At 36.1% G+C, this 26,378-nt stretch carries 25 protein-coding genes and 3 pseudogenes; 6 read left to right on the plus strand and 22 right to left on the minus strand.

From position 1 onward, the window contains the following. Positions 1 to 91 precede the first annotated feature (91 nt). The 5 genes from ACFO3P_RS06290 to ACFO3P_RS06310 all read right to left on the minus strand — a co-directional run bounded on the left by ACFO3P_RS06290 (position 92) and on the right by ACFO3P_RS06310 (position 3,452). On the minus strand, positions 92 to 346 hold the full coding sequence (locus tag ACFO3P_RS06290) for a helix-turn-helix domain-containing protein (protein WP_193063109.1): 255 nt from the start codon (positions 344 to 346) through the stop codon (positions 92 to 94). Then, positions 330 to 767 carry an RNA polymerase sigma factor gene (locus tag ACFO3P_RS06295; protein ID WP_193063111.1) on the minus strand — a complete coding sequence of 146 codons (438 nt, stop codon included), beginning with the start codon at positions 765 to 767 and terminating at the stop codon, positions 330 to 332. The genes ACFO3P_RS06290 and ACFO3P_RS06295 overlap by 17 nt, the downstream gene beginning before the upstream one ends. A gap of 470 nt (positions 768 to 1,237) precedes the next feature. Then, complete coding sequence (locus ACFO3P_RS06300) at positions 1,238 to 2,389, minus strand: acyltransferase family protein (protein WP_289585189.1); 1,152 nt, start codon at positions 2,387 to 2,389, stop codon at positions 1,238 to 1,240. A 103-nt stretch (positions 2,390 to 2,492) separates the two neighbouring features. Continuing rightward, positions 2,493 to 2,714 carry a hypothetical protein gene (locus tag ACFO3P_RS06305; RefSeq protein WP_042532676.1) on the minus strand — a complete coding sequence of 74 codons (222 nt, stop codon included), beginning with the start codon at positions 2,712 to 2,714 and terminating at the stop codon, positions 2,493 to 2,495. Positions 2,715 to 2,738: 24 nt separating this feature from the next. Beyond that, positions 2,739 to 3,452: a GAP family protein gene (locus ACFO3P_RS06310; RefSeq protein WP_042532678.1), complete on the minus strand. Its 714-nt coding sequence runs from the start codon at positions 3,450 to 3,452 to the stop codon at positions 2,739 to 2,741. A 96-nt stretch (positions 3,453 to 3,548) separates the two neighbouring features. Between ACFO3P_RS06310 and ACFO3P_RS06315 the strand changes: the two genes are divergently transcribed. Together ACFO3P_RS06315 and ACFO3P_RS06320 are read left to right on the plus strand one after the other, a co-directional pair. Beyond that, positions 3,549 to 4,154 (plus strand): TetR/AcrR family transcriptional regulator, encoded by a 606-nt coding sequence (locus tag ACFO3P_RS06315; protein WP_042532680.1) that lies wholly within the window; start codon positions 3,549 to 3,551, stop codon positions 4,152 to 4,154. A 167-nt stretch (positions 4,155 to 4,321) separates the two neighbouring features. Next, positions 4,322 to 5,671 (plus strand): transposase, encoded by a 1,350-nt coding sequence (locus ACFO3P_RS06320; protein WP_193063115.1) that lies wholly within the window; start codon positions 4,322 to 4,324, stop codon positions 5,669 to 5,671. A gap of 860 nt (positions 5,672 to 6,531) precedes the next feature. Here ACFO3P_RS06320 and ACFO3P_RS06325 read toward each other — a convergent pair. Further along, positions 6,532 to 7,284, minus strand: a complete 753-nt coding sequence (locus ACFO3P_RS06325) for an alpha/beta fold hydrolase (RefSeq protein WP_193063117.1) — start codon at positions 7,282 to 7,284, stop codon at positions 6,532 to 6,534. 322 nt (positions 7,285 to 7,606) lie between these two features. Between ACFO3P_RS06325 and ACFO3P_RS06330 the strand changes: the two are divergent. Continuing rightward, a pseudogene (locus ACFO3P_RS06330) lies at positions 7,607 to 7,756 on the plus strand (TetR family transcriptional regulator); the annotation flags it as partial. Positions 7,757 to 7,790: 34 nt separating this feature from the next. Here ACFO3P_RS06330 and ACFO3P_RS06335 read toward each other — a convergent pair. The 15 genes and pseudogenes from ACFO3P_RS06335 to ACFO3P_RS06405 all read right to left on the minus strand — a co-directional run bounded on the left by ACFO3P_RS06335 (position 7,791) and on the right by ACFO3P_RS06405 (position 23,204). Further along, complete coding sequence (locus tag ACFO3P_RS06335; RefSeq protein WP_193063120.1) at positions 7,791 to 8,702, minus strand: conjugal transfer protein; 912 nt, start codon at positions 8,700 to 8,702, stop codon at positions 7,791 to 7,793. A gap of 15 nt (positions 8,703 to 8,717) precedes the next feature. Then, complete coding sequence (locus ACFO3P_RS06340) at positions 8,718 to 9,728, minus strand: bifunctional lytic transglycosylase/C40 family peptidase (protein ID WP_193063203.1); 1,011 nt, start codon at positions 9,726 to 9,728, stop codon at positions 8,718 to 8,720. Positions 9,729 to 9,736: 8 nt separating this feature from the next. After that, positions 9,737 to 11,968, minus strand: coding sequence for an MFS transporter (locus tag ACFO3P_RS06345; RefSeq protein WP_226894783.1), 2,232 nt, complete (start codon positions 11,966 to 11,968; stop codon positions 9,737 to 9,739). After that, entirely contained in the window at positions 11,919 to 14,375 is a 2,457-nt protein-coding gene (gene tcpF / locus ACFO3P_RS06350) for a conjugal transfer ATPase TcpF (protein WP_193063122.1), read from the minus strand. The genes ACFO3P_RS06345 and tcpF overlap by 50 nt, the downstream gene beginning before the upstream one ends. After that, positions 14,359 to 14,751 (minus strand): conjugal transfer protein, encoded by a 393-nt coding sequence (locus ACFO3P_RS06355; protein WP_193063124.1) that lies wholly within the window; start codon positions 14,749 to 14,751, stop codon positions 14,359 to 14,361. The genes tcpF and ACFO3P_RS06355 overlap by 17 nt, the downstream gene beginning before the upstream one ends. 61 nt (positions 14,752 to 14,812) lie before the next feature. Further along, on the minus strand, positions 14,813 to 15,313 hold the full coding sequence (locus ACFO3P_RS06360; protein WP_193063126.1) for an antirestriction protein ArdA: 501 nt from the start codon (positions 15,311 to 15,313) through the stop codon (positions 14,813 to 14,815). 167 nt (positions 15,314 to 15,480) lie between these two features. After that, positions 15,481 to 15,702, minus strand: coding sequence for a hypothetical protein (locus tag ACFO3P_RS06365; protein ID WP_010097509.1), 222 nt, complete (start codon positions 15,700 to 15,702; stop codon positions 15,481 to 15,483). 26 nt (positions 15,703 to 15,728) lie between these two features. Further along, positions 15,729 to 16,931 carry a MobT family relaxase gene (mobT, locus tag ACFO3P_RS06370; RefSeq protein ID WP_088053210.1) on the minus strand — a complete coding sequence of 401 codons (1,203 nt, stop codon included), beginning with the start codon at positions 16,929 to 16,931 and terminating at the stop codon, positions 15,729 to 15,731. A gap of 227 nt (positions 16,932 to 17,158) precedes the next feature. Next, a pseudogene (locus tag ACFO3P_RS06375) lies at positions 17,159 to 17,302 on the minus strand (ATP-binding protein); the annotation flags it as partial. Between the two features lie 107 nt (positions 17,303 to 17,409). Continuing rightward, a complete protein-coding gene (locus ACFO3P_RS06380) occupies positions 17,410 to 19,218 on the minus strand; it encodes a reverse transcriptase domain-containing protein (protein ID WP_193063128.1) in 1,809 nt (602 codons plus the stop codon). Positions 19,219 to 19,838: 620 nt separating this feature from the next. Beyond that, positions 19,839 to 21,032: pseudogene (locus ACFO3P_RS06385) on the minus strand (type IV secretory system conjugative DNA transfer family protein); the annotation flags it as partial. Beyond that, positions 21,032 to 21,412, minus strand: coding sequence for a YdcP family protein (locus ACFO3P_RS06390; RefSeq protein WP_193063130.1), 381 nt, complete (start codon positions 21,410 to 21,412; stop codon positions 21,032 to 21,034). The pseudogene ACFO3P_RS06385 and the gene ACFO3P_RS06390, both read right to left, overlap by 1 nt. A 12-nt stretch (positions 21,413 to 21,424) precedes the next feature. Further along, on the minus strand, positions 21,425 to 21,739 hold the full coding sequence (locus tag ACFO3P_RS06395; RefSeq protein ID WP_193063132.1) for a YdcP family protein: 315 nt from the start codon (positions 21,737 to 21,739) through the stop codon (positions 21,425 to 21,427). A 101-nt stretch (positions 21,740 to 21,840) separates the two neighbouring features. Further along, positions 21,841 to 22,035, minus strand: coding sequence for a hypothetical protein (locus tag ACFO3P_RS06400; RefSeq protein ID WP_193063134.1), 195 nt, complete (start codon positions 22,033 to 22,035; stop codon positions 21,841 to 21,843). Positions 22,036 to 22,112: 77 nt separating this feature from the next. Further along, a complete protein-coding gene (locus tag ACFO3P_RS06405; protein WP_226894784.1) occupies positions 22,113 to 23,204 on the minus strand; it encodes a DNA cytosine methyltransferase in 1,092 nt (363 codons plus the stop codon). A 168-nt stretch (positions 23,205 to 23,372) separates the two neighbouring features. Between ACFO3P_RS06405 and ACFO3P_RS06410 the strand changes: the two genes are divergently transcribed. Genes ACFO3P_RS06410 through ACFO3P_RS06420 form a run of 3 tightly spaced genes read left to right on the plus strand, consistent with a single transcriptional unit; the run spans position 23,373 to position 24,898 of the window. Further along, a complete protein-coding gene (locus ACFO3P_RS06410) occupies positions 23,373 to 24,272 on the plus strand; it encodes an SMEK domain-containing protein (RefSeq protein WP_193063135.1) in 900 nt (299 codons plus the stop codon). After that, entirely contained in the window at positions 24,265 to 24,657 is a 393-nt protein-coding gene (locus ACFO3P_RS06415; RefSeq protein ID WP_139325377.1) for a hypothetical protein, read from the plus strand. Before ACFO3P_RS06410 ends, ACFO3P_RS06415 begins: the two co-directional genes overlap by 8 nt. Beyond that, positions 24,644 to 24,898 carry a nucleotidyltransferase domain-containing protein gene (locus tag ACFO3P_RS06420; protein ID WP_379542302.1) on the plus strand — a complete coding sequence of 85 codons (255 nt, stop codon included), beginning with the start codon at positions 24,644 to 24,646 and terminating at the stop codon, positions 24,896 to 24,898. The genes ACFO3P_RS06415 and ACFO3P_RS06420 overlap by 14 nt, the downstream gene beginning before the upstream one ends. Positions 24,899 to 25,314: 416 nt before the next feature. Here ACFO3P_RS06420 and ACFO3P_RS06425 read toward each other — a convergent pair whose 3' ends face one another. After that, positions 25,315 to 26,289 carry a hypothetical protein gene (locus tag ACFO3P_RS06425; RefSeq protein ID WP_379542303.1) on the minus strand — a complete coding sequence of 325 codons (975 nt, stop codon included), beginning with the start codon at positions 26,287 to 26,289 and terminating at the stop codon, positions 25,315 to 25,317. Positions 26,290 to 26,378 lie beyond the last annotated feature (89 nt).

Raw genomic sequence — 26,378 nt, forward strand, 5'->3', positions numbered from 1 at the left:
TTGTTTATACTGCACGGCGTTTTCTTCCGTGCTTTCTTTGTCAAAGAACACAATATATGGTTAACGAAAGGGAAAACCTACCGTTATTGATTCAAATCTTGAAAGCTAAAACCGACTGCATAAGCTTCGCTCGTAAGCGTTCGCGTGTATCTTCATCGATGCCCCAATAAGTGTTTCCATGTTCATCACGGAGCTTACGCATGGACAGGCTTGTCATGTAGCTTCCATAATGCAAAACAACTACTTTCATTGCTTCTGGCTCACCCTTATTTGCAGCTAAAATAATTGGGTACGGCAATAAACCACGCTCATTGTTTTCAACATTAGAATTAATCATCCCATTCATCTGCATGTTCCTCCAAAAATCGTTTTAACCTTTTGAAAGAGCTTGTCCGCCTATACTGAACGGTACTGCGTGGAATATCGAGTAATTTAGCTATTTCTACATCCGACTTATCAAAAAAGTAGTATAGTAGGACGGTCTTACGCTTTTCTTTTGGCAAAGTATGCAACGCCTCAGCAAGTAATTTCGGAGTTATTTTCTTTCCAGCCACTTGAAAACTTTGTCCTTCTTCTCCTTCATATTGCTTATCTAAGGTAAAAAGTTGATTTTCTTCTTGTGGGGTGAGATCAGAAAACGTCAGCTCCTTTGCCTGTTGTTGTCGCCTTTCGTTGTAAATATTGATTGCTTCATTCTTCAATACTCGTTTACAAAAGGCATTAAATGCACAGCGAACTTGCCACTCGTTACGATCTGGTTCGATCATGCATTTCCTCTCCCTTCGCAACTGCAAAGGTGGGTGATGATTTCCCCTTTCATAACCTTCAACAAGTTTTTTTATGAAATGCCAAAAAAAAGAGCAATATTTTAAGAAAAATTATTCATTAAATACAAAAAAGCCCAACTGAACATAAGCCAGGTGGGAGTAAGAATTTATACATATTATTAAATGGAAAATTCTATTTAAAAAGTTGAAAGCCTTAGTTCAAGAAGAAAACAAATTACGACAAAACAAAAAGTAAAAGTAGTATATGAGCTAAGGCACGATTATCCTGTGAAGGCATTACTCAAAATTGCCGGTATTCCACGTAACACTTATTATTATAAAATTAATACTTCTTTAAGCACTCAGATAAAAATTCAAAGTGAAAAAGGCTCATTAGTTCTATTTTTGAGAAGCATAAGGGCAGGTATGGTTATCGTCGTATCCTCTTTTTTCTTTAAAACTCACCATCCCTAAATAATCTTTGACACAAAGGGAATCTGCCTAATTATATAACTTAACAAGAAGCAAAGTGGTATCGTGATCAGAATCATAGCTAGAAACATGAAGGATGGTGGAAAGTGGATGACCTTCAATCCAGCCATAACAATAGCGATAATCGGTATATGAATGATATAAATCACGAAGGAATGGGCTGACAAGAAGCTCCAACTTTTTCCTTGACGAGAAACTCTTTTGCGAAAGAATATGATTAATCCGAGAATGACGCCAACACAAAATAGAGCTTCCCACAGAGAATAAACCAAAGATGCCCAGTTCCAGCCGCCAGAAAACTGTAATTCGTCTACCCCAAATATCAAGACTAAGGGAAGGAGAAGAATCGATGCTCCAATTGCAATTCCAAAACCTGCCCTCCCCATAGAATCAGGGGTATTTCGAAACCAATTGCGTTGATAAGCGATGATGCCTAAAATGAATAGCCCGACATATTGTGGGAGATCATAGCCGCTTGCTGTAAATAGTCCAACGAATGCTCGAACCTTGGGAGATCCGCCTGGCAAGTCGAGAGCAGGGACCCACAGTCTTATGATGAAATACGATACTGCTAATATCATGACAAAGATGGCAAGCATTGTGTAGGTGGGTGGCTTACTCTGACGAACTACTGATAGCTTATTTTTACTCATAAATTTCGCCCAGACTGCGTATAAACAAACGAATACGAAAAGTAGCTCGACGTACCACATCGGCCCGTAAGTTAAATGTGAAAAATAGGTTTGCCATGTAAATGGCTCCTGGTTAAGCATATAGACTTCAATTGATTGAACTTGGCTAAGAATGAGAACGTAGAAGATAAACGGGACTAGGAACCGGATGAATCTATCTTTGATAAATCGGGTTGCTCCATTACGTTCAAAAGATGAAGGAACAAAATATCCGGAAATAAGAAAAAACGTCCCCATGAAAAAAGTCTGATTAAAAGCAAGGAATAGAAGGCCCATAACAGCCCCAATAGATCCTTGTGATAATACCTCGTTATAGATGGAAAAATACACTAAATGATGTAGCACTACTAACATTGTAAGAGCTGCCCTTAGGTTATCGATAAAGTATAACCGACCTTCCTTTTGGAGAGACGAGCTCCCTATATGTCTTGAATTCATAATAATTCTTATGTTCCCCTCTATGAATATTTAAAAATATATCTCAACGGAGCATCCGCCAAACTGGACGGCTATGTATAAGCCGTACTATTTGCTTTATATTTTAATTTTCTCTTTTAGTTGATCCATCTATTTTCCAAGAGGCTAAACCTATGATTCCGCCAACTACAATAAATATAATGTCCATAACAATTTCAAATCCCTGAAACGCATCAATATAATTTACCAAAAACCAACTTTTTCCACCATTAGTCAAATGATTGATTAATCCGCCTACTCCCTGTATAACAAAAAGTAGACCAAGTCCACTGATTATTTCTTTCATGATGAACACCTCATTAATAATTTTTTAATTTAATATGCCTCTAAGACCGATATTGAAAAAAACCGCACCTACTACTCCTATCGCTACCAACAGTGAGGAAATCGGAGCTTCATTTAATTTTGATCTAATTTTATTTAGAAATTGTTGCAGTCTCTCTTTAAACATAATATTTACCCCTAACAAAAGAAGAGAAGGAAGCACCATTACAAGATTGTAGCCAATTATAATAAAGATAGAAGAGGAAGGCTCGATTGTTAGGTGATTCATTAACAAAATTGAATAAAAGTAAGGCAAGGCAGTTACAAATTCAATTAGAAAAACAATGATACCTAACATGATCATCCATTTCATCGTTGTTTTTTGGGGTATAAATGAAATTAAACGTTTTTTTGTAGTATCATTTGGTTTACAGAAGCTAATTAGAGCCATAACTGCTCCAAAAAGGAGATAAAACCAATTGATAAAGTCAAATTCAGATAATTTTCCGATTCCTTTCAATAGTGAATCTCCACCAAAGTATAGGAATAAGCCCACTACGAAGTAGCCAAACTGCGTAATAAACAAAAAAACAAGCAAGCGAGAAGATAATTGATTAGGCTGTGTCAATAATAAATAAGCTGTTACAGCAAGTACACCAGGACTTAATATATCAATTAATGCGCAAATAGAAATAATTAGCAAAGCTATCGATGTGTCTATTGATGAAGAAGGCATCAATGCTTCAATACTTTCGATCAAATATAGAGTCCCTCCTTTTTATATGTTATAATTTAAATAACACAGTGTGTTAAAGTTATAATAACACACTGTGTTAAGAAAGGGAAGTGATTTTTTATGGCAAGGATTGTTAATCATGAAAAAAAGAGGAAGTCAATTGCTGAGGCCGCTTGGAGTATTATTAAGAAAGAGGGAATCGAAAAAGCATCTATAAGAAGAGTTGCTATTGAAGCAGGTATGTCTGCTGGAGCGTTAAGACATTATTTTTCAACTAAGGATGAAATGTTATTATTTATCATGGATTATTATCTGGAAGAAGGGAAAAAACGTTCTCAAAGTAAAAGTTGGTCAGACAATCCATTGCAGGCGGTTGCGGAAGTTTTATTAGAGCTTATACCAATTGATGAAGAAAAGAAAATCGAAACGAGTGTTTGGTGGATCCTTGCACTTCAGTCACTTACAAGTGATACTTTAAAAGAAAAAAAAGATGAAATGACTAACGGTATGTATGAATTAGCAAGTTCAATGATCGAGATATTAGCTCTACAAGGGATTCTATCTGATTCAACTAATGTAAAATTAGAAAAGAGTAGGCTAGCGGCATTAATTGATGGATTGTCCATTCATGCTCTGTTAAGACCTGATGTCTATTCTCCAGAAAAGGTAAAGGAAGTAATCCGTTACCATTTAGAAACACTCTGCAATGAAAGTCAATTGAGTTAGTTGATCATGTATTAATATTATTCAATGAGTTAGTAGATTGAGTGAATTTCATAATTCTTAACCCTTGCGTCCCAATGAGTCCAGGGCATAAAAAAAGAAGTACCTCCCCAAATCTTGTATAATGGTAATAACCACAAAACCGTAAAAAGACTGGAGGAGTACTTCTTATGACCATTATACGACAACCAAGCCTATTTGGCATCCAAGAATTATATGACATGGAACCTACCCAAAAATATGAAGCGATTATTTCAGCGATTGATTTAGATCGTATTTATCATGCAATTAATAAGAAATCCCGGCTTGGAGCGCCTGTTGAACTAAATTATGCAGGGATGATTATTTCCTTTTTTATTCGTTATATCGAGCGTATCCCAACCATAAAAGACTTAATCAAACGTCTAAATGATGATTTTATCTTTAAAATGAACTGTGGATTTCTAGTTTCTGACGCTACGCCATCAGAGGCTGCCTATTCCCGTCTGGTTACCAAATTGAGTGGATCGGATATTTTAGAAAAATCCTTCGAAAAAGTAACACTTGCAGCTATCGAAGAAGGCTTTATTGCCGATGAAGTCATTGCCATCGATGCCACCCATTTTGAAGCACGAGACAAGGCACCTGCTCAAAAAGAAGAAAAGTCGGAAATCGCACCAAAAAAGCGCGGGCGCAAATCGAAGGAAGAGCGCGACCAATATCTTCAAGAACAATCAGAAAAAGAAGCGAATCTGCCATTGTATGAAAAGAAAATCAAAGCTCAATTAGACGTATTACGTGCAGAGGTGCCAATGAACCCCAAATGGGGTGTGAAAAAGAATGCAGACGGTAAAAACGAATACTGGTTTGGCTACAAAGGGCACCTCGCAGTTGGTGCATCAAGCCAATATATTCTGCAATCCTTGTTTTCTTCTGGCAGCTTAAATGATGGAAAAGCCGCTATTGCCCTATTGAAGGGAATGGATCAACGACTTCCGCTTACGTCTGCTTCTTACCAGACATTGGATGCGGGTTATGATTTTGAACCGATTTATGAACAGATTCATCGCATGTGTCAACAGTCTGTCATTGCCTATAATAAGCGCAATGAAGGCGAAATCATCGGGTTTGATAAGGATTTTGCCCCAACCTGTTTGCGAGAACATTCCTATAAATATGACAGCTTTGATCCGAAATACGAAACATTGAAATATACCAGACCTAAGGAATGTAGCGATTGTCCACTTGCGAACGAAGGTATCTGTCAAAAAGTGTATAAAGTCAAGATAACCACCGATTTAAGACGTTATACTGCGCCTGCACGCGGATCAAAAGCTTGGAAAAACATTTTTAAACAACGGACAGCCGTCGAACGTGTCAATGCTTATTTAAAAGAGTTCTATCAGCTCAACAATGTTCGTTATCGCACTGGAAAGCGTGCGAAAGTTCATTTTGATATGGTCGCTTTGATTTATAATGCTTCCAAATTAGCTGCAGATCGTATCCAAGCAAAGCTTATTCAACAACAACAAGCTGCATAATTTTTGTTTTTAAAAATACAGTTTCGAAAATTCGGATCGTCTTTGTATTTTTAAAAAGAGTAATTATGAAATTCATTCAATTAACTCCTTTAACAGAATATGGATGCCTTGGCATTCCTTTCAGATTTTTAAGTAAATATGTTCGGCTGTAAGAATGATGAAAAAATTGACATTTACGCGATATTAAAGAGAGTTTTATTTATACCGGAAAAACTTATCATAATCATCAATTTGATCCGGACTTATTCCAGTTTTATTAATCGCTTCTTGTTGAAATGAATTATTGCAACTTTTACATATATAGTATTTATTTTCTCCTTTTTTGATTTTATAATATTGTGAATCAGAATGATTAATCGTAAATTTATTTTTGCAGAAAAAACATATAGTATCCAACATATTTTTCACACTTCCTATCAGATTTTTATTGAAAAGTAACTATTTTTTAAACCTATGATTCAAAATGTGAATTTTTCCTCTAATTTACTGCCATTCTAAAATAATTTATTTTTAACTTCAACAAGTTACAAGCTTATCCGTGAACTGTATTTTTACTAAAAATATGACGGCTATGCCTGTAATGGAAGGAAAAGCTGTAATATAATAAAGCTACTTCATGCAACTGTTCAACAAAATGCTCTTTGAAGTGTAGCTCGTTATAACACAAACGGACTATAACTTCAAAGGCATATTCAATGTATTTCATCTACCTCAAGCCATTTAGGAGTCTCAAACTTAAATGATAAGTAGTCTTTAAAGACTTTCTGACGGTAACCACATTCAGGATAACGTTATAGTGGGTCGATTGCTTCCACTTGCGATTTTCCCGAACCTGATCCCTTATCTGTGTTTTCGTGATATTACCATTCTAGTAAGTTCAAAAAATGACTGATGTGGTCGGAAACGTCCTCAGGATGGGTCAAAGTGATGATGTGATTAGCACCAGGTATACGCACAAAGTTAATATTGGGAATTTCCTTATATAATTGTGCGATTTTAAAGAGATCTTCTGAGTCCTTCTCGCCTATGATAAAAAGTGTCTTCGTTTTAATTTCTCCCAATCTTTCCATCGCTGAATTAGAGGAAACAGTTTCGAATGTTTTCCAATCAAAGGTCTTTTGAATATTGTGTATCATCATTTCGCGCAATAAATCGTATGCTTTTCCAAAAGAAACGCTCCAGGAAGGCTCGCTTAATATTATATTAGTCATTTTCTCAACATCTGGTGCAGCTTTAGAAACTCGGTTCTCTAATTCCGCATGTTCGGAAGAAAATTTAAACCCCGACAGGCCTGGAGCGACCAATACCAGTTGAGACACCCTTTTTGGATAGGTCAGAGTAAAATCAGTTGCAATTTGTCCACCTAGGGAATGTCCAACGAGGGCACCTTTCTTAATTTTAAGATGATCCAAGAGTTTTCTAAGATCCTTAACATAATCAATGGGTTCATTCGGAACAGGTGACTTCCCTGCACCCCGGACATCAAGAGTGATCACTTTGAACGACTTTGAAAGATGTGGTGTGATGAATTCCCAGTCACGTGAATCCATAGCTCCACTATGAAGTAGTATAACTGGCTTTCCTCTTCCTTTAATTTCGTAATGAAGATCCATCTATTTCAATCTCCTTTCCCTAAAAAAAGTAGGCATTGCCCATGACTATCTTCGTTTCATTTCTAAGATTCCTTTTCTTATCTCCCAAACTGTTCACAAAACCATTTAATAAACTTGTTCGGTTAAAAAGGAAGTTTAATGCACCATTACAAATGATTTAATTGTTCAAGAAGGTCCTATTTCACCACTTTTATAATGCCCATCAGCTTTAATGTTCCAATAAGTGATTTCAAGAATTTAAACATCCCCCCTTATTTATTTCACACACTGTGATGAAATGATAATAACACAGTGTGCGAAATAAAAGCAAGAGGTGATTTGAGTGCCGAAAATAGTTGGTCATGGTCACAAAAGAAAAATGATCGCTGAAACAGCTTGGAAAATTATTGAAACGGAAGGCATTGAAAAAGCATCTATCCGAAGAATTGCATCTGAAGCTGGAATGTCTACCGGAGCAATTGATCAAATCTTTATTCTAAAGCTACAGTAAATAAACTAAATCATTTTTACTCGACAATCATCCAATTTGTATCTTTTTCTAACGTGAGTATATATTGTGAAAAATGTGCTGCTTTTGTTGCTTCGTCAATATATTTAATGGTAACCCGTACTTTTATTTGATTATCTATTGTCTGGAATACTGGATTGACTAGCTCTGAAAATAGATAATCCTTACCAATCGGTGGTAAAGCATTATTTTTCACATAATAATCAAGTTCCTGTTCTGTTGCAGTCGGATAAAATGTAAAGAACGTCTCCAAAAACTCTGTCACTTCCTGCACTGTATCAGAGTCAACTGTACCATTACTTTCAGGTTGTTGTGGCTCATAGTCTGATTTATTCGGCATGCTCCATAAGGTAGGGTTTTGTATAATTACTAAGTTTCCTATATTATCTTGATGTAATAAGATTCGATAGGTGGATCGGACCATTTCGCTATTTTTATCTTCCATAATTTTTTGATCTACCGAATAAACAACCGAATAGGTATTATCATTTTCTGGTGACACTGACCAGATATCAATATTATCTACGCTGGAACTAGTAGGAATATCATCTCTTACGGTATCGGTATTTAATGCTTGTAATTCCTCTGTCAAATAGTGACTGATCTTTTCCACCCGTTGTTCAATGGAATCTTTCTCATTTTGCCATGTGTAGTAATCTTTCACAAAGTTTTTCGTAAAGCTCTCAATCGCATTCGTATCGATGATCTCGTTTTCAATGATTTCTTTTTCATGAACGGTATGTTGATCAATTGCTGTAAAGTTTTTATAGATTCCAAAGGCTAGACTACCAATAAGTAATATCCATAAAAGAGTTACTGTTTTTTTACGTGTACCGACAGTACGTACTTTCATTTTTCTGGATTTTGTTTCGGTCGTTTGTTTTTCTTTTCTTTTAAAAAATCTTCTCATCTGATTCAAACCTTTCTATTGTTTAATACGTCCAGCTCCAATTAAGTGCTTTTGCCAGTAGGCAGTAGTTAAATCTGCATAACCGATTGGATCGCCAGCATTATACATTTGGTTGTTCCCAGTGTAGATACCAACGTGAGTGACATAAGTTCCTGCATTATATGTTGAGTGAAAAAACACTAAATCCCCAGGTTTTGCTTCCGATAAAGAAATCGACTCGGTTGCGTCATATTGCTGCTGTGCTGTACGTGGTAAGTTAATCCCAGCTTTCCGATAACTCCATTGTGTTAATCCACTACAATCAAAAGATGTATTCGGATTCGCACCACCAAAAACATAGGGGAAACCTTCATACTTTAGGGCTTCATCCATAACAATCTGAACCATTTCATCATCAAACTGAGGGGAAATAAAATACTGACTCACTAAATCGACATAAAACATATTTCCGTAAAGATAACGCCAGCCACCGTTTTTCTTTACGGCTATCGGATTGGAATAAGTGATTTTACTGCCGCCTGACCGTTCCTTTGCAAAGCTTTCAGCTAGTTCAAAAGAGTAAGAGCTTCCTCGTTTTGCGACATAATCAATAAAAGCACCGCCATAGTTGTAGCCTTGAATAGCTGTATTGCCATCAACACCATTTCTTTCTGCGGAGTGTAATAAATCAGAAAAGTATTTTGTTCCTTGTTTAATAGAAGCTTCGGTATCTAAAGAATTGGGCGGAAGCCCCAACGATTCACTACTCTGCATCACATCTTTTAACTTTCCACCACTTTCTACTTGGATAATGGCAAGTAGGGTAGAGACATATTCACTAATTCCGTATTCTTGTGCATATTTTTCTACCATTGGCTGATGTTTTAACACATCTTCGGAGACCGATATATCACCTATATCATGAATGAAATCACCACGATTTGATGAATGTTCTTCATTCGATATAAAAATAGCTACAAATGCTAACAATCCTAAAAAGGCCAGAAAGCCTAATCCCCCAGCAATTAACATGACCTTTAATCTCATGGCTTTCATCAGCGTTTCCTCCTAGTTGCATGGATTGGACGCTTACTGATTTGTTTCTGATTTGTACGTTTCAACGGTTTAGAAGGATGCTTGATAATTGTCCTACTATTTTTTGGTCTAGAACGTTCTTCATGGAGAGATCGGTTTCCTTTTTTAATAGTTTTTTTAGGGCTAGCTGTATCAATCAGATGTTCTTTTTTGTTTGGACTGGATAACTGTCGTTGTAATTTGAATTGCTTCATATACTCGCTTTTTGTAACAGGTCTTGTCTTTTCTTTTTGTTGGACAGTTGGGTTCTTTAATCTATCTTGATGTGCAGATTCACTGACATCATGCGTGACTGGTCGTTCATAACTAGCAGTCTTTTGAGAAGGGGTACGTTTTTTATCCAATGCTTGCCGCCTATCTGCAATCGTTTGACGATGTTTTGCTTGACGGTCTGCATGTGTTTTTTGTCTCTTTTCCTTTGCTTGCCGCATGCCTTCTTTAAAATCACGGGCAGGTTTTGTAAGCTGTTCTTTTCCTTGCATCACCGCATATTGAGCAGTAGTAGGTAAATCATGCAATTGCTCCTTACGATGATTTATATTCGCACGGAATTGATTTTTCGCACCAAGCACTTTTCCTGTGACTTGACCTACTTTCTGGCTCAAAGTTGTTGGTTTCGTACTGTCATTTTGGCGTTCTTTATTGGTCTTTGCGGTTGATGTTAGCCGCTGTAACGGTCGAATAGGGGAGAAGGAACCTTTTGTTTGCTTTGATTTTCCAACCATTGCCCCGACTGTTGCTCCAGCTGTCGCCACTGCAAGGGTGCGTCCGATTGTTCTCTGTAATCGCCGACTACCCCGATTGAACATTCGGTAAGGACGACGCATGACTTTACGTCCGACCTGTTGGGAATCATTACTTTGCAGGTTAAACATGCTCATAATGTCACCAAGTTTCATGTAAATGCCCGCAAACGTCACAATCTGTAAAAAGGCAATCAAGAAAAACGGATAACTTGTTGTTAAACTGTAAAGCATGGATGAGATACTAAAGGCAACTGTAATAATCAAGGTAATGCCAGCTCGTAACATAATCACATTAAACAATTTCATAATCGCTTGTTTCCCCACGTTTTCAAAGGTGGGTATCATTGACAGTAAAAAACTGATGGGTAAAAACATGGCATAGATGATAAATAGAATTTGTGAGAAAATCATAATTCCCGATAGTAGAAACACGAAAATGGAGATACCGATATTAAACAGAAATAAAAAGAAGACCATTCCTAAGCGAGTGGTCGTTTTCGTAATCGTTAAATTTTTATTGTCATGATCTTCAATTTCTGCTTTAACAGCATCTTCACGATCTTTTCCGTTATTCGTATCAGGATTGATAGAAACTAAGCTCTCAACACGTTCTTCGCCAATCGTTTCTTTATCCGAATCATCAAATTGTAATAGCATCCACGGCTGTTCCACTTGAATAGAAAAGAGGTTATTCCGTATCATATCAACGCTGTCTTTTCCCTGACTAGTAGAGCTAGGCATCAAGATTTTAGTACCTAAATCTAAACTTGCCTGACTAATATCTGCCGAAAAGTCATTAATTTTAGCAATATACGTTGGGGCATAGGCAATAAAGGAGGCCGACAAAATAAAAACGACTAAAAAGTTTAGGATCGCCCGAATGGCTTTCGTCGTTTCCCGTTTCATTAATCCTGTATATGCCACGTAAATCCCAATCACTAAAATGAAAAGAAGCAAAAAACCTACATAAAATCCAGAACTACTGAACCCACTTGCTGTAATTCCAGCTAATGTTTGCATGTTTTTCCCGATAGCGTCTGCTGTTTGGGAAATGAAGTCGAGAGAATAAGCATGTTGGATTAAGTAGCCTGTCGCATTTGATAAATACAGGCTAATAATCCAAATGAAATTCGTGATTGTGTATAGCCCATACATCACTTGTTTTCCAATGCCATCATTCCAATTCCATGGCAGCCAATCCCAACCTGTGTCTACGTAAAAATCGAGTTGGTAATGATCAAGCGGATATTTAGAATACAGATTGTCTTCCGATATCGTATCATCAACCAACCCAGCAGCTTGGGCAAATGTTCCAAGTAAAAGAAGGCATAGAAAAACGGTAGTACCAATAAGTACCACCGTTAAGACAATCTTTTTCCATTTTTGTTTGTTCAAATTAATCGCCACCTTTCTTCTCCTGTGAAGGTGGACGCGTGTCAAAAGCATAAAATAAATCTTCAAAGACAGGGTGGACTTGAATAATCCCCACACGTCCATACAAATCTTGAATTAAACATTGACCGTTCTCCAGTTCCCGAAGTTTCCTTTGATTCCCTTCATCTTCTTTATCTACTCCAAAAAATTCAAGTGTCTTTTTTATTTCATTTATATCCCTAGAGCGAAAAGCAAACTTCACATCAATGTTATTTTTTAGTTTTTCATCGGTTAGATCAGCCGCATTTTGCGTGACGAAGTACACACCCGCATTCATCGCACGCCCCGCTCGCACTAGTTTGTTAGATAATGTCTTTCCTTGTGCTACTTGCAAGAATGACCAAGCTTCGTCTAAATCTACAATTTTGAATACACTGCGATCCGAATGGATAAAATCTAATGCAAATGTAGAAATGACAATGAGCATAGCGACACTAAGTAACTCCATCGTCGTATACTCTTCAAAATTTGTTTCTGCATCTGGTAATACTAAGTCTGCCACTTGGATGATATTTAATTGTTTTTCTAAGCTAATCGAGTTTTTCACTGTTCCATCTGAAAACAGAAGGTGGGCGAAGTCATAATCCGTAAAACTTTCGATATGGTCAGCAATAGGGCCTGCTAAAGGATTGGGATCACTTCTTAGTTCATGGATCACAAGAAGTAAACCACGTTCTTCCTGTTGGCCGACGGCTCGAATCGCTCGTCGTAATACGGGGAATTTATCTCCATCTCGACTCGATATACCCGTGAGAAAGGTAAGAATATCAATCGCAAGACTTTCCGAATCCTTTTTCTTTTTCATAATGACAAAAGGATCAAGTAGTCCTTTATTGCTTTCCTCACTCGTTAAATTGACAATATTTATTTCATGAGCAATTTCGGGCAATGTTTCTTTCCATTTTCCTCGTTCCGCTTTTGGGTCAACAATGAGAGCTTGACCACCAAAAAGAACCGCATAATAGACAAGCAGGTTATTACTAAAGGATTTCCCACCACCGAGTGAACCTAAGAATGCAGATGCTAACGCATTGGTGACAGAACCTTTTACGCCTTGACTGGCTAGGCTTGGATTGAGATAGACATTTCTTCCCGTATCTAAGTTGTAACCAAAATAAATCCCTTCCGTTTCTCCCAATATTTGTGTTGCCCCAAATCCAAGTCCTGCAAGAAAATCAGACGTAACATATTGAATGTAATCATTCATATAACGCTTACTAGCTGGGATAAATTCACTGTGTAAGCCCAACATATCCCCAAATGGACGAACGAGTTTCACGTTTAAATCGTCATAAAAATCTTTCACCTCATTACAACGCTGTTTAAGTTCGTCTAAATTAGGGGCAGAAACTCGGATCACATAACTTAACTTATACATCGATTCCTTCGTTTGGTCGAGAACGTCTTCTAATTCGTTCACCTGTTCCAATGCGTCGATAACATTACTGCCTGTTTCGTTATCGGATTCCCAGGCATGATTATCCAAGTCTTTGAGTTCTTTTTTCTTATTTCGTACGGTAGACAAGGCTTTTTTGTTGGTGACTATTTCTACATTCATGGACGTATCGATTGGGAAATCGAATTGTTGTTGTTGATAATAAAAGATTTCATCGGATGGAAATTCAAGATCACCGACAATCGAGTTGATGGTAAAATAAGAAACATAAGTCGTCTGTTCTTCCTGTTCGATTTTTAAATAACGTTGGTTTTCCTTGATCAAACAACGAGTCGGTTTAATCAGATCATAACGCTTCACTAAAGTTTCCTTTTTTAATTTCTTTAGAGGGAGGGCATAGTCATATTCGTCATAAGCAATTCCTGTTTGTTCATGAAGATGTTCAATCAGATAGCCAAAGTCATTTTTATCTAGAGGGCGTACTTTAAAACGCCTAGATATTTTGTTTTGTAATAAAGATTCCATTTTAGAGAAACGTCTGATTTCTTCATGAGGCATGGAAACAAAATCTCCCATCAGGTGATGGTTTACATCACGGACAAATGAAGAAAGTGAATTTTTGATGTTTTTCCCCATTGCTTTCATACTGACTTCTTCTTCATTCAGCAATAGTTTAAACCCGATAAAAAAACGATAGTCTACTTGATGTTCACCAATCATGGAAACAAGGGCTTCCGTTTGGTCATCAATACGCTCATAAGCAACTTCTTTTAATCGTCCTGTCACTAACTCTTTACTTCGTTCCTGCACCGAACGAATACTGCTTGCGGTACTGATCTGTAAGGCATGAATTTTGCCGTCTTGATTCTGGGCAATTAATTGACGGAAGTGGTCATGTACTTGTATTTTCTCATCCTCCGATAAAAAGGAATAATTATATGGCAACAACTCATAATAGGCAAAACATTCGCCGTCATGATTGAAAACAAGATTATTTTCAAGGTATTTAATCGGATAACGCATGGACTTCACTCCTCACAGCAGTGATGGATTCATTTACCTTCACACGTTGAAGTTTGACGGGTTTTCCTGCATAAGTCACTTTAGGCCGGAACCAATATGTCAATACGGACTTGAGAAAGCTATACGGTTTCTTGCCATCAAATGTTTTCTGACTCATAAACCATGTCAAACCAACTGGAATCCCGATATATTTTAATAACGCTCCATCAATAAAAGAGAGTGGGGGAAGATTCCCAAGTAACATCACCACTAGAAGTGAAAGGACAAACCATGACATTTGATTGAATGTTACGGGAAAGGGTAAGCGAAAATCATTAATTGCATAGATGACTTTTTCTACCGACCAAATACGTGTGTAGCTCTTTAATTTTTTCAAATAGAATCAACCTTTCACACATAGAAAAAACAACCTGTCCAATAACAAGTTGCTTCTCCATCTATTGAACATATTCAAATACACCATGTGACGTCACAAGAAAGCTGCCTTCAATTTCAAGATCACGTCCAAAAGCTCTATAATCAATATAATTCTGTAAGTTAGCAGGGACTTCCCCAAGTACGCCTGTTTCTTCTATCAAATATCTCGCAACATCTTCCATATTTTCACAATCAGAATAACAAATGATGTCATCCTGATGTTCCAGTAATTCTTCCAAACTATCAAACCAATAGCCTTGCACTTCTGATAGTGCATCATATAAAGGAGAGCCTTCGATTTCTTGAACCATTGCACATAACCGATTGATTTCAGAAATCGGCGTATATTCATCCACCTCAAAGGGCAACTCGAAATCATGAATTGCATATTCTTCATATTCGTCATTTAAACCAATACGTTCTTTCACATCTTCCATATCAATGGGTGGGGTAAACCAAGCACCAACCAATTCACCCTCATTATATTTTCCGAGGTTAGCTATATAGACCTGCATTTCCATTGGTTATCACATCCTTTTTATTAAAAATAACCATAAAAAAAGCAGCAGCTTATTATCTGCTGATACACAAATGAGGCTTGTTAATCCCTACCGCACTACCGTTTGGTCCACCATTTTTTTGCAGAACATAAGAAGACCGCTTATCTTCCACAAAAAAACGGTATAATTTAAGCCCCTATGATTCGATTAAAGAGGTTTAACAACACATCTTTCACTCCGGCCGCATTAAAGACTAATCCAACCGCAACCAAAGCAATAATTAAAAAGCCTATCAATTTGGAAAACTCCCGTTTAAAGCCTAAATAAATTCCAATCACGACAATTGCCATTAATACTAACGATTGTGCATTACTTAGAAACCAGTTGTATAAATTCTGCCCAAAATTCATTTGGATTTTCTCCCTTCATAAGTTATTCATTCGTTATCTGATGATGGTTGAATCACTTTCTCTATAGGAATGGTTTGTTGCATGAGTATTTTTTGATGGCGCTTGGATAACTCTGTCTGTTCCAACATATCCTTAATTACACTCGTTTGATTGAGTTCATCTATCTTTGTCGCTAGTTTCCAAGTTGGGGCGACTTGATGAGCTAGCCATCTGAGTGTCTTATCAAAAGTGTAAGGTTCGGGCTTTGTCGTTAATGAAATTTTTCTATTCACACCCAAATCCAAAAATCGTTGCCATTCCTTATTCATTTTCCAACTACTGCGACGTTTTTCCTCGTTTTTATCGACAAAACGAATATACCGATTAATGATCGAAAAGGCAGTCCGTCCTGCGTCTTCATACATCATTAGATCGACAACCGCATGGTAAGCACGATCATTTTTCAAACGGATTTCAAAACGATTTTTCACGTCCGTATCTTCGAGTGATGTTCCATATTTCACGTATTGTTCATAATCCTTTTCATACGCACAAAAGTACACGTCACTTTTTAAAGAACCAATATATAACGTATTTCCCATGTCAGGCTTGTCTTCACTCTGCACAAGTTCACCAGAACGATAGCTTTTAAAACTACGGAAAACAGAGATACATTCTTCATTACGACATTTGTTAGTCAGAAATGGAATATCCAATATCCCTGTTTTATCGTTTATCGCAAGATCAATTCGTTTAAAAACTCCACCAACACGAAACACTTCCATAAAAAAATCGAACCATGTTCGTTGCTGTGCTAGTAGGAAATTCTCAAATTGCCTGCATCCTTTTCCTTTAAGTTCAAGTAAACAGCCTTTGTCTTCATCAGGAGAAACCATGACCACAATATCACCAAAAACGTATTGTTCCATATAAGAGTAAAATGCAAAATCCTCATGTAACATGTATTCCATTTTAAGTTTCAAAATATCTTCAATAACTGGTTTCGGGTTTGTCGTTAAAAATCGAATTCGCACATAATCAAATAAGATTTCTAATGGAGCATCTGGGTTAAATTGTTCTAAAATATCGAACAAGGCAGCTTGTAGTGAATCGGAAGGAGTTACTTTTCCTGTTTCGATTTCACTCATATATTGTCTTGAAATCCCAATATGAACAGCCAGTTTATTTTGAGACACACCGTATTCCAGTCGTTTTTCCTTTAATTGTTGATACCAAGGTACTTGGTTCATATGCATTCCTCCAAACTAAAAAAGATGTCAACTAAAGGTTAAAAGCTGACATCTTCTCCATATGTTCCAAACCGTTGCGCAATCAGGTGTTATTAGCTTTTGGAACAGTTTCTTATTGTTTTTCTACCCCCCTGTTAGAAACGGGGGGGGTAAGGCGTGGCTGTCGCCACGCAGGCTTTGCCCAGCACAACGGCTTACGCTTCGCACGCCGCCGCACTGGGCAGCCTTCATTGAGCTAGTTTCTCTATCTCTTTTAAAAAGTCATGATCCTTTGGCACAAGTGGTGTATAAAATTCGGTAATGACATTATCTCCTTTATCGACGTATCCCCGTCCTTTGATCTGTTTTAAGAAAAATTGTTTTTGCACGTCACTGTAGGGTAAGCACCCAGCGCCTTGCCATATCACTATGGTAGGTTTCCAAATACTCCCCTCCAAACCGTACGTACACCTCTCGATGTATACGGCTTTCCACTTATTCAATCTAATTGTCCTTTGTGCAACTTCACATGACATTCATGGCATAATACTAAAGTTTTTCTACGCCGTGCAATCATATTTTTCTCCCATTTAGCTTTCCCTTTTAAATCTTTCAATTTCTTGATGTGGTGAACTTCCATAATTCCTTGATTCGTCCCACACCATTCGCATTGATTGGCTGATAATCTCTGTGTCAATTCTGTTCTTCCTGTGTAAATATTGACTTCTGGGAGATTATCTACCTGACGGGAAGCCTCAATTGTCTTTTTGCGTGAGAAAACTTCATTGTAAAGTACTCTCGATTGTGTTCCTGCTTTTGTTTCATATTGTACTGTAAACACACCATTCCTTTTATATTTCTTTGAAATTTTGCTAATAGAGGATTTATATTTGTTCGCAAAAGTCTTAAACATACTATATTTCATTACATACAAAAACTTATTGAAAACATTCGTATTATAGGAGAGAGCATAATAATTATATAAACCTCGAATCTCCGCATTATAAATACTTAGTATCTCTAAATCGCTAAGATGTAACAGTTCAGGTCTATGCATTGGTTGCCATGTACCATCTTTTTTGATTCGCAATGCACCTAGTGATTTTAATTTATCCGCCCAGGCGCTTTTGGGCGTATAAAGCCTACAATTATAAGAGTAGTACCGTTTTTTAACTCCTTTTGAGTCTTTACGAAGTGTTTGGTCTCTTGAAATTGTAATGTTATATCCTAGAAATTTGGCGAACTTATTGGTGTGTGTAATCAATGTCTTTTCTCTTGATAGTTCAATTTTTAATTCTTTCATCAGGAACTGTTCTAAGTCACTTTTGACTGCTTGTGCCTCTTCTTTAGAACCAACGATTCCAATAATAAAGTCATCACAGTATCTTACATATTTCAATCGCTTATATTTAGGGTCTAACTGGTCTGAATATGGTAGGGAAGTGAGTTGCTTACTCATTTCTTTGAGTTTTAATGCAATCTGTTTTCTCTCATCTGAATGAGGTTCCAACGTTTTCATTTTCCTTCTCCACCAGTACATTTTGCCCTCAAGTCTTTTATATTCCGTACTTTTTCTCTTTTTCTTTCCAATATTAAATTTGTTCTTATATTTCTCTATATACGTATCTAATTCATGCAGATAAATATTAGAAAGTACAGGTGAAATGATACCACCTTGAGGTGTTCCACTATAAGTTTTGTGAAACTTCCAGTCTTCTACATACCCTGCTTTAAGAAATTTCCATATTAAGCGAATGAATTTATCGTCATTGATTTTCTTCTTCAACAACTGAGTCATTATTTGATGGTCTATATTATCGAAAAAGCCACGAATATCTCCCTCAATAAACCATCTACTACTCGTAAACGTTGTTGATATTTCTGTAAGTGCTGTGTGACAACTTCGATTTGGTCTAAAGCCATGTGAAGAGGTTTGAAAATTTGGCTCATAGATTGCTTCCAATAGTAAGCGAATTACCTCTTGTACAAGCTTGTCATTGAAAGATGGGATTCCTAATGGGCGTTGTTTCCCATTTTTCTTAGGGATATAAGTTCTTCGAGCCGGATGAGGTTGATATTTTTTACTCTTTAATTGCTGAATTAAATTGTCAACCCGTTCCATGCTGAATCCATCTATCGTTTCTGAATTGACACCCTCCGTTAGATTTCCACTATTAGGCGCTAACTTACTGTACGCCATTAAATAGAATTTCGGGTTGTACAAGTTACGGTAGAGCCTTTCAAACTTGTAATCTTCTTTCTTTGCACATTTCATTAGATTGTCTAAAATAATTTCAGGACTTCTCATGAAGCCTCACGCTCCTTCCTTTGTCATTTTAAACAGAATAAGCTGATTCCCTTCGCCCTGTACTAGGCTTTCCCCAGCTCTGACTACTACGGAATCTCCGTTACCTTATCAGATATTCAGTGCCATCTTTCTTGATTTTACTCTTGAAATTTATCCCTGCTATACAGGATTGCACATAGCTTATTTCAAGCGTTCTGACTTAGGCAATCCCCGTTTAGCACATGTAATGACTGACTTTGTAAAATGTCGGATGTGTGTTTCATCTGTATGCCACTTATACCGTGGTCGAAGAAATGGAGATACGTATAAAATCGACTTCGGATCTACCGATTCTATCCATTTCAATATAACGTATATATCTATCGTTCCGTTATAGGGATGAGTGCCCCCGACAGACTACCATTCAAGCAGTATAGCTTTCATCCTCGTTTTCACATTTTTTAACTTGCCGATTCAGTCTTAGATGGATAGCTCATCTAACTTATGGCTTTACCAACATGCTACACTCCCTGTTCAGTTTCCATTCCAGATAAGTTGGTTGTTAATAGGGAGAAACTTTTCGTATCTTCAACCCTAGTGTATTGTCAATACACATTCATTACATGCCCGTACGGACGCACACCGAACATCATGCCATATCCGAGTTCTGACATTCTTCCTAACGCAACACGAAAATTAAATTGATCACGAATTCCATCGCCTAAATATTTTGCATCTGGTCGCTGACAGGCAAGAATCAGAAAGAATCCAGCTTGACGACCTAACATCACAATCTGTTTTAGTTTCGTTAATACAGCTGTACTTTCTTTAGAAGCAAGCATTTCCATAAATGCGACGTATTCGTCAAAAACTAAAAAATGAGGAGCTAAGCCCAAATAAGCATAGTTTTCTCCTGTTTTATATCCTTCCATCTGTTTCATTTCTTCACTTCGAGCCATCATATCTTCATAAAATTGATCAATACTTGCCATCATGTCTTCCTTTTTATAATAGACATCAGGCATGACAATACTTAAATCGGCTAAATCGGCATTTTTCGGATCTAAAATATATAACTTCGCATTGTTTTTTAACAGTGCTTCAATCAACGTAAGAATAAAATACGTTTTTCCACCACCTGTTCCGCCAGCAATCAACATATGCGGCAACTGATCATACTCCCAATCCATCTCATTCATGAGTTTTAAGCTACCATTCTTCGCAATGACTTCATCAATCGAAATACGGTTCGCAATCATGTCATAAAAAAGAACGTATTCTACATAGGAATCATGTAATTCTTTTGACACTAATTCACAATATAACCCACTTTATAACTTCTTTTCTAAATTTAACAATGACTCTTGATATTTACCAAGTGTTATTTCTACTTGAATATGAATCATGCCTTTTTCATACCGATAATACATTTTAGGAAAATGACTGATTTTTTCCTTCGCCTTACTAGATGGTATATCTTTGAAAAAACCTTCATTCATCACTTGTTTTGTTTCATACCACTGATTATCTAAAATCATCTTTGCGAGCTTTTGACGATGCATCAACTGTTTGAGATGATTGTAGCGATAACGATAATAAACAAAAGCACAAATTATCACCATGGCCAAACTAATGATTAATGATATTAACCCATACCTACTTACAAAATGTGTTTGAAATGAGTCAAGTTCCCACGTTGTAGAAAGTAAAAACTTTACATGAAAAGGGATAAAGCAAACAAGCCATACACCAAACGGTCCAAAGAAAATAAATTGAAAAAAGAGAGAGGCGTCACTTGGTCGGATTCGCTTCCCTCTTCTTCGGTAAAATTTCATTACTTATCTTTGGGTGGAGTGGATTTATGAGTGTTAGTGCCTGGCGAAGCTGTTTTCCCTTTTAAAATTAAATCATCTGCCTTAATATACCAATCCACATCCGCCCCACGAAAAGTTGCATTTGCGACGGTATCTGCGACAGGATCAATGAGTTCCACTTCCGCATTATAATCAAAATCTTTTAATGGAACAGAAGCAGGAATACTGACTTGAATCATACGTCCTTGTTCACGAGACTTTAAATCATAGGTGCGTTCTTTTACTTCCGTTGATACTGTGCCATCTTCATTTTGTAGAAACACTTCCCGACGTAATGACGAAAACTTTAATAATCCGAATGTCTTTTCTTTATCAATGACAATTCCTTCTGCTAATCTCATGTTTTTTCCTCCTTATGCTTTGACCATGTCGTCAGCATGTAAAATGTATTTTGTAAAACCACGATCACCAATTTTATAGCCTTCAGCAGTGATTTTAGCATTGACTAACTTCACTTTTTCTTCATGTTCAAAAAACTTTTCTCCTGCTTCTTGCGGCAAAATCACCTCAATATCATCTGCACGTTGAATATCAGAGTACAGGTTATAACTACGTGCAAGTGTTGTCATGCGACCATTTATACGACGTTGTTCCACCTTACCTTCACCAGCATATTCTAAATTTCCAAACGTTTTTTCCATATTTGGAATGACGTGTTTTAACTCCATTATATAAACCTCTCTTCTTGTTTTAATTTTTGTTATTTATAAGTAACCAAGGGGAGAGGGGAGGGGAACGGGAAAAATACTCTTTCATTTATCAATCACTCCTATGCTTCTTGTAGTCGATAATCTACACGTCCATAAATCACACACCAAAAAACAACCATGGTTTCTTCGTTTTTATCACGTATCAATTTTCCGTAGGGAAAAAATGGAAGGTCTTCAATCTCTATTTCATTCAAATCAAAATGATTGCTAATCCAATCCATCACTTTTGCTTCATTTCCTTCATTTCCTTCCATATAAATCACACACCACCTTGTTTTAGGCAATAAAAAAAGCATGACAGATAGAATTTGTCATACGTTGTTTTGATTATCTATAAAACTTCAGCAATACCAGCCATAATATATTCGGCACATGGTACAGCAATCGCATTTCCAATTGCTTTATATCTCGCATAATCACTAATCGCTTCACCTTTGTTCCCTAAAGCTGTCCAGCCTTCTGGCAAACCCATTAAACGTTCGCATTCTAATGGCGTAAGTTGCCGAATATAGCCTTCATTTTCTTTCCCTTCGTACCAAAAAGAAAAGTTATTGACTGATCCCGCTAACAAAGTAGGGAAGGGATCGTTTGTTTTTCCGAAACTTCCATGAAATCCTTTTTTATTTCTTTCTTTGGCTGTACTTCGCATGCGTCTTTCTTGAAAGGGTCGGACGACGGGTATTTTCCACCTTGCTTTTTGAGAAGATATTCTACTGGTAGTGGGGGAGGACAGCCTGCTCTCTCCGCTAGACGTAAAAACCGATTGCAAATCGCGGGCTTTAAATAATATTTCTGTGGCACGTGTTCCTCCAAAATCTGCCACGAGGAAGATACGTCTTCTTCTTTGAGCGAGTGTGGGCTTTCCCCAATATTGGGCATCCAACAATCGCCAGGCGATATCAACATCATTCCCTCGGACCATTCCAACGTTTGCCCAGACTCCAGAAGTAGGTATTGGAATTTCGGTATTTGTGAACGATTCAAGCACGGCCTTAAAATCCAGCCTGTTATTTGATGAAAAAACTCCCATGACGTTTTCCCAAACAGCGATAACTGGATATGTTTCATTCGTTGCACACCTCATTTCTTCTATAATTCGTATTGCATGATAAAATAAACTGGATTGACTTCCAGTAAGACCTTCTCGTTTACCAATATTGGATAGGTTCTGACAAGGTGAACCAAATGTAATGATATGAACAGGTGGAATTTCCCCACCATTTACTTTAGTAATATCTCCAAAATGAATCATGTTAGGAAAGTGTCGTTTTGTAATAGATATAGGTGCTTTTTCAATCTCACTTGCCCATGTTGGACTAATTCCAAAACGGGAAGCAGAGAGGGGGAAGACACCGATTCCATCAAAAAGGCTACCAATTTTTAAATTTGTGTTATAATTCTTTTTAAGCATGTTATCTATCAAGTGTATTTCACTCCTAATCTTATAATCTAATTCCCTCTATTTAGATGTCATTCAATTATGTTATGAAATTCTAAACGGGATATATAGATGTTTTATACAATAATTGTTTTGATAGTCTCCAAGGTAATAAAGTTCACTCAAAAATTAAAACGGGGGAATAATTCAAGAATGAACCGAATAGAAAACGTGAAACTATTTAGTGAACATTTAGTCTTTTTAAATAGAAAAGTTGAATTGTTAGGAAAATTAAATTTAAATGATCTATCAGTCCATTCCGAAAACTTTTTTTATCACTTATTTAATTTACTTTTTGGTTTAGAGCTTACGAATGCAAACTTTGAAAAATCTAACCATGAAGCTATTGACCTAATAGATAAAGGTAACAAACTAATTATCCAAGTTTCAGCGACCTGTACTAAACAAAAAATTGAAAACACGTTAAAAAAAGAAATTCTTAAGCAGTATAGTTTAGAGGATTATCGAATCCAATTTATTTTTATAGGTAAAGAAAATCCTAGGATAAAATCAAATGAACTTTCTAATCCATATAAAGTCAAGTTCGATCCAGTTAAGGATATTTATTTAACAAAAGATTTGGTAGAAAAATTTATGTCTCTCTCGCTCTCAGAACAGTCGGAAATTTTAAAGTTCGTAAGAAAAGAAATACCTTTACTCGAACTCATAGAAAAATCAGATATGAAGGTAGAAATATGTGATAAAGCTAACTTGTTACTGAAAAGAAACTTTTTAATATGGAGTAATTTTGGTCCATACTCTGAAACAGCAATACGTAATCCCCTAAGTATGTCTGTAAAAACGGCTTGGGATGAACGGAAAAAAGAAATTTTTAAAAACAACGATGAAATAGTGGAGTTATTTCATCAAAACAGTTCACTGTTTACTACTTCTGAGTTTAAAATTTTTATTGAATTCGAAGAGCATGTACAAATTTTTGAACTTAATCATACCAATCGTATTGATCGCACTGCTTACAAGACTTTTCCCCAATCATTTAGTAAAATGATTACCAATATTATCTTAGAAAATGGTGATTCAGATGGTGAATAGTAGTGATATCCCTAGACCAGAAAGTATTGACTTTTTTGAAAAGTCTATAAGACAACATAATAAAGTAATAGATTTAAAAAAACTAAATGAATATTATTATTCTATTGAATTGGATGATGGACGGAATTATAAAATATATCTTACCAATATATATACTGTTAGTTTGGCAGATGTAATGGAGTTTTCTAGCACTTATGATATCGATGCCATTGTAACTATTTCATCATGGAATGGATATACTCTTGAAGCTAAGGAATACTCTCAAAGCATAGGTAAAGGACTGTTTTTATTTGGTGAATTGATGGGAGCACTTAACTTTGCAAAACCTGAAGAGTATTTTTCTGGATATCATGATGGAGAAAAATATTACGATGGAGTTCGATGAGATTAGTATTTATCAATTTGGTTCATCTCTAAATACACAAACTCCAAATGACATTGACTTATTGATTGTATATAGAAATAGATCTTACAAAGAAATTATCAAGCTTATTCGGCTAAGAAGAACATTACGGATTCAGTTACAAAGAATATTAGGAATACCGATAGACATAGTTCTTCTGTCAAATAAAGAAGAACGTCAACTGCTCTATCTTGATCAAATCAACTATAAGAAACTCCTTTAGTTAATTAAGAGATATAAATAAAGTAGAAACCTAATTCTATTGTTCTGTTATTTCTCTATCCTCATTAAAAAAGACGCTTCAATTGAAACGTCTTTTGTAAAAGATATCAAATTTTTATAGCAATAACTCTGAATTGCGATTTGCATTTATTGCATTAAAATTGCATTATTTTATGTTTTTATATCAATTTATATAGATTGATACTTCTTTAAAACCCTGCTAAGATTTTTCTTAGCAGGGTTTAGTTTTGAAACTTGTTGTTTAAAAATTTTATTGAGTTATTGCTCACAGCAAATTACTTTGAAATAAATGAATTGAGAAATATTCCAATAAGTACAGTTTTAAATGATTTTTAGTACTCTCATATCTAAAAATACACACGAAATCAGAATGGACTGCTTTATATAATTTTAAATCTAATTGAACAAGCTATAATTTAGTTCTTTCAGCGAAACGAATTTAACACCCTTAGTATCTACCAAATCTTTAGTCATCAAATGCTCTGAAACAACAAACATAGTAACAATTGTCCAATCCCCATCTTCTAAACCATAATGATTAATAATATATTTTAAGTTTTTACGAATCCAATCACTTCTTTTTAAGTGTTTGATTAAAAAAGCTTTATCTCCTGTAAAAACCTTTTCTTGTTCCATAGCTAACTCATATGGATTTCTTGAAAAACTGAAATCTTTGGTTTCAATAATAAATAGCTTCTTTTGTTTTTGATTAATAGCAAAAACATCTATATCACCTAAAGTATTATTTTTTTCATCAGAAATATGTTGTTTTCTGATCTTAGATACACCTTTTTCAACTTGCAAGTCGGGATATGTTTCGAGTATATTTTTTACTCTATCATTAAATTCATCGCCTAGTATATTCCGCAACTTAGACATAACATCTTTCATCTTATGACTATTTGTTTTTAAACGTCCTCCCCAAATCAGACGCATTAAATATTTGCGAGTATATATGACATTCCTAATACCGAACATATATTTATTACCATGCATTATAAGAGGTCTTCTAATAAACGATAGTTGCCGATTAAACCTCCAAGGGAAGATATCCAATTTTTCAAATCCTGTTGGTGGAGTTAAATACTCAGCTCTTTCCCAAAGAGTAATAGAATCTAATATTAACATAATTTTAGACTCACTGACTTCCCTGTTTAAACCACTAAATAACTTTCGAATTAGTTTGTCCTTCTCTTCAATCCATACTATTTTCTCTAGATTATCATATGTATCTATTAGACATCCTACGACCAAATTAAATTCTTCATAAGAATACTCAAACGCTTCAATAAATGCATTATTTAAGCTAGATTGAAGAAGATGTTCCACTCGTTCAACATAACTTTTGTTCTCTGAATATAATGGACCCAAGAATCTAGACACGAAAAAAGGAGATGTTAAGGTAGGTATATGAAACGAAAAAGATATACAGCCGAATTTAAATCACAAATCGTGTTAGA

The sequence above is a fragment of the Oceanobacillus aidingensis genome (assembly GCF_042654105.1).
Lineage (GTDB): Bacteria > Bacillota > Bacilli > Bacillales > Amphibacillaceae > Oceanobacillus > Oceanobacillus oncorhynchi.

What these genes read in the sequence shown, in the direction of transcription:
- ACFO3P_RS06380 (WP_193063128.1), bottom strand. Translation starts at nt 19,218, where the DNA reads ATGAGAAGTCCTGAAATTATTTTAGACAATCTAATGAAATGTGCAAAG.
- ACFO3P_RS06340 (WP_193063203.1), bottom strand. Translation starts at nt 9,728, where the DNA reads ATGAGATTAAAGGTCATGTTAATTGCTGGGGGATTAGGCTTTCTGGCC.
- ACFO3P_RS06320 (WP_193063115.1), top strand. Translation starts at nt 4,322, where the DNA reads ATGACCATTATACGACAACCAAGCCTATTTGGCATCCAAGAATTATAT.
- ACFO3P_RS06315 (WP_042532680.1), top strand. Translation starts at nt 3,549, where the DNA reads ATGGCAAGGATTGTTAATCATGAAAAAAAGAGGAAGTCAATTGCTGAG.
- ACFO3P_RS06360 (WP_193063126.1), bottom strand. Translation starts at nt 15,313, where the DNA reads ATGGAAATGCAGGTCTATATAGCTAACCTCGGAAAATATAATGAGGGT.
- tcpF (WP_193063122.1), bottom strand. Translation starts at nt 14,375, where the DNA reads ATGCGTTATCCGATTAAATACCTTGAAAATAATCTTGTTTTCAATCAT.
- ACFO3P_RS06325 (WP_193063117.1), bottom strand. Translation starts at nt 7,284, where the DNA reads ATGGATCTTCATTACGAAATTAAAGGAAGAGGAAAGCCAGTTATACTA.
- mobT (WP_088053210.1), bottom strand. Translation starts at nt 16,931, where the DNA reads ATGAACCAAGTACCTTGGTATCAACAATTAAAGGAAAAACGACTGGAA.
- ACFO3P_RS06300 (WP_289585189.1), bottom strand. Translation starts at nt 2,389, where the DNA reads ATGAATTCAAGACATATAGGGAGCTCGTCTCTCCAAAAGGAAGGTCGG.
- ACFO3P_RS06290 (WP_193063109.1), bottom strand. Translation starts at nt 346, where the DNA reads ATGAATGGGATGATTAATTCTAATGTTGAAAACAATGAGCGTGGTTTA.
- ACFO3P_RS06365 (WP_010097509.1), bottom strand. Translation starts at nt 15,702, where the DNA reads ATGAATTTTGGGCAGAATTTATACAACTGGTTTCTAAGTAATGCACAA.
- ACFO3P_RS06345 (WP_226894783.1), bottom strand. Translation starts at nt 11,968, where the DNA reads ATGCTTTTGACACGCGTCCACCTTCACAGGAGAAGAAAGGTGGCGATT.
- ACFO3P_RS06420 (WP_379542302.1), top strand. Translation starts at nt 24,644, where the DNA reads ATGGAGTTCGATGAGATTAGTATTTATCAATTTGGTTCATCTCTAAAT.
- ACFO3P_RS06395 (WP_193063132.1), bottom strand. Translation starts at nt 21,739, where the DNA reads ATGGAGTTAAAACACGTCATTCCAAATATGGAAAAAACGTTTGGAAAT.
- ACFO3P_RS06410 (WP_193063135.1), top strand. Translation starts at nt 23,373, where the DNA reads ATGAACCGAATAGAAAACGTGAAACTATTTAGTGAACATTTAGTCTTT.
- ACFO3P_RS06390 (WP_193063130.1), bottom strand. Translation starts at nt 21,412, where the DNA reads ATGAGATTAGCAGAAGGAATTGTCATTGATAAAGAAAAGACATTCGGA.
- ACFO3P_RS06400 (WP_193063134.1), bottom strand. Translation starts at nt 22,035, where the DNA reads ATGGAAGGAAATGAAGGAAATGAAGCAAAAGTGATGGATTGGATTAGC.
- ACFO3P_RS06295 (WP_193063111.1), bottom strand. Translation starts at nt 767, where the DNA reads ATGATCGAACCAGATCGTAACGAGTGGCAAGTTCGCTGTGCATTTAAT.
- ACFO3P_RS06305 (WP_042532676.1), bottom strand. Translation starts at nt 2,714, where the DNA reads ATGAAAGAAATAATCAGTGGACTTGGTCTACTTTTTGTTATACAGGGA.
- ACFO3P_RS06335 (WP_193063120.1), bottom strand. Translation starts at nt 8,702, where the DNA reads ATGAGAAGATTTTTTAAAAGAAAAGAAAAACAAACGACCGAAACAAAA.